The 2,663-nt window shown below is 32.9% G+C and carries 4 protein-coding genes; all 4 read left to right on the forward strand.

The annotated features are described in order from the left end of the window. Nucleotides 1-113 precede the first annotated feature (113 nt). The 4 genes from BLP55_RS16360 (at nt 114) to BLP55_RS16370 (ending at nt 2,402) form a co-directional block, all read left to right on the forward strand. On the forward strand, nt 114-620 hold the full coding sequence (locus tag BLP55_RS16360; protein WP_091147399.1) for a hypothetical protein: 507 nt from the start codon (nt 114-116) through the stop codon (nt 618-620). A gap of 15 nt (nt 621-635) precedes the next feature. After that, nucleotides 636-806: a DUF6939 family protein gene (locus BLP55_RS17485; RefSeq protein WP_394331934.1), complete on the forward strand. Its 171-nt coding sequence runs from the start codon at nt 636-638 to the stop codon at nt 804-806. Between the two features lie 295 nt (nt 807-1,101). Then, entirely contained in the window at nt 1,102-1,317 is a 216-nt protein-coding gene (locus BLP55_RS16905) for a hypothetical protein (protein WP_139149802.1), read from the forward strand. 227 nt (nt 1,318-1,544) lie between these two features. Continuing rightward, a complete protein-coding gene (locus BLP55_RS16370) occupies nt 1,545-2,402 on the forward strand; it encodes a hypothetical protein (protein ID WP_091147405.1) in 858 nt (285 codons plus the stop codon). Nucleotides 2,403-2,663 lie beyond the last annotated feature (261 nt).

Genomic DNA, 2,663 nt, shown 5'->3' on the forward strand with positions numbered 1-2,663 from the left:
AAACGCGAAAGAAAAAAGATCGAGAATAAAAAAATTAAACTAATTTAGATTTTTATTAAATGACCTTTGTTGCATTAAGGTCTTGAATCCACGCATCACGCAAATCAAAGACGATGATTAAGAAAATTCTTTTTATATATTTTATATTTATTCAAACACCAAACATTGTAACGATAAAAGAACTTTATCAAGGAAAGGGTGTCATTTTTAATGAAAGTTATAAGTTTCCTTTTAAGGGTACAAATTATAAGGAACCTGTGACACCAAATCTAAATCAAATCATAAGGTCCGAAAACATTCTTTACAAGGACTATTACAAATACCGAAAATCGGTTTTGGATAGCTTTCGATCTAATTACAAAATCAATTCAAAATATTTGAAGTCTAAAAACGTTCAAAAGAAATTTTCCAAATTCAATAGACAGTATGCAGGTTACACAAATCAAATTGGCGATACGATAATTTACATTGGGCTTTTTAACTTTAATAATTTGAAAAAAGCTGAAAACTATTTTGAAAATTGGGATACAATCTTATTTTTGGGAAGTGGTGGATTCTATGAAGGTAATCAAGAATTCTATGAAATAAATTTAAACCAAAACAAAATAGAATTCAACTAGCACGTTACATAACAAATACTTTTAAAAAAAGCATCTACAAAAGATTTGGTCTTTTTGGATTATAACACAAATGAAGATATAAGTGATTTATCTAAACCATTATCGCATGCTGGTTTATTAAAAAAATCACTTTCAGAAAAAACTAAAATATACACAATTCCAATACAAGGTACTTTCGATTTTTAACAAAACCTGCTGCCAACCGCCGTTTCAAGCCATTGCGGGGTTTTCGCTAGCCGGAAGTTGCGGTTTCACGAAGAAATGTTATCTTCGGCAGAGAGAACTCGGCCCGCTTTGATCCGCAACGGCGTGAAGCGGCCTAACGTTGGCCGACATCCTTGAGAGAAATCATAAATATCAAAACTCAAACAAAAAATTAGAACACCGAAAATTGAAAATTTTAAATATTCTTTTAATCTCTATAATAACATTTACTACTGGATTTCTAAATTCAATTTTCTTTCTTGGATCTGAGGAAAATATGAAAGATTTATTAGATAAATTTTGGCTTGCTTTCACTTTAAGATTTTTTGGATTTACGCTTCTAGGCTTACTTGGTTTGCTAATTATTATTTTAATCAACTTGATAATTAATAAATTCAGGAGCAAAAAGATTGATATTAAAAAGCTAGCATTGACAGGAACGATTATTATTGTATTTGGTAATTTAATAGGAACATTAATTTTCTTTTTTTAAATTAAATCAATTTATTCGTGAATTGATACAAATCAGGACGTCGGCCAACCGCCGTTTCAAGCCATTGCGGGGGTTTTCGGTAGCCGGAAGTTGCGGTTTCACGAATAAAGTTTATCTTCGGCAGAGAGAACTCAGTCCGCTTTGATCCGCAACGGCGTGAAGCGGCCTAACGTTAGCTGCCATATAAAGCAGCCTGCGTAATTCAAACAGTTTAACAAAACAGACTTATGTGGAAAAAAATATTAAGTTTCGTCATCTCTTTTATTTTGGTAATTGCACCTATTCAGGGTGTACAGATACTTTTACAAGAGTTTTCGTCTGTAACAAGCCAAAACCTTACAACTTATATTTTAGCTTGTGCGATTTATGCACTTGCGTCTAGTATAATCCTATATTTTGTACTTAACCAAAATTTACCTAAGGCTATTTTACTGGGTGGGGCATTCCTATTTTTAGGTGGGGCAATAGCAACTGCGGCTATTGCATTGCGAGAGCCTGATATGTCACAAACTGTTCTACAAAATACAATAAGAGACCATTTTAGATACTTAATATTATTTTTATTAACAATTACTACCTGCTACGCTTTCTTCAAAATATTAAAACCATTGTGGAATGAACTACCAAATATTCATAAATGGATTGTACCAATTTTCATTCTTGCGGCTATCGGTTTTTTTTATGAGTTCATTCATCAGTATTTCTATTCTGACAATCTGGAAAAATGGATAAATACAGGAAAGAATGTTGCAGACTTCAATTCAAATTATTTTGATAATTTCAATACCAAAACTTTTGGGTTGGGACGTATTTTTCAATATCTGAGTATTGCTTGGTTAGGGCTTGTATTAGTTATGTTCGACAATATTAAAAAGTGGTCTTTCGGAGTTTTAGTTTTTTTGTGCACAATTGGAGTATTTATAGGTGTTCGCTTGGCTTGGGTTGATGCAGAAACTATTTTCAAGGGCGAAGTTTTTCCAAAAGGTTTGGAAATTTTGAATTTATTTGTTTTGCCAGCAGCACCTTTTCTGTTGTTGTATTGGACAAGTATTGCATTACTTTCAAAGAAGACAAAATCGGAATAACCTAATGATAGATTTGACAAAGATTTGAAATAATACGGCAGCTAACAGCCGGTAAGCAAAATCGCTGAAAATCTGCTGGTTGAACGTTTTGTTTTCACGTAGAATGTTTTATCTTGGCAGAGCGAACTCAGCTTCGCTTTGGTCAGCGATTTCGCTTACCGGCGGCACGTTATAAGAACCTTGGTTTTCCCCATAAGCTACCAACCGCTGATTTAGAAATAACAATTCTCCTTCTTTATTTTTGAAATATGATTCTCATGC

This window comes from Flavobacterium caeni (assembly GCF_900101895.1).
GTDB lineage: Bacteria > Bacteroidota > Bacteroidia > Flavobacteriales > Flavobacteriaceae > Flavobacterium > Flavobacterium caeni.

What these genes read in the sequence shown, in the direction of transcription:
- BLP55_RS16360 (WP_091147399.1), top strand. Translation starts at nt 114, where the DNA reads ATGATTAAGAAAATTCTTTTTATATATTTTATATTTATTCAAACACCA.
- BLP55_RS16905 (WP_139149802.1), top strand. Translation starts at nt 1,102, where the DNA reads ATGAAAGATTTATTAGATAAATTTTGGCTTGCTTTCACTTTAAGATTT.
- BLP55_RS16370 (WP_091147405.1), top strand. Translation starts at nt 1,545, where the DNA reads ATGTGGAAAAAAATATTAAGTTTCGTCATCTCTTTTATTTTGGTAATT.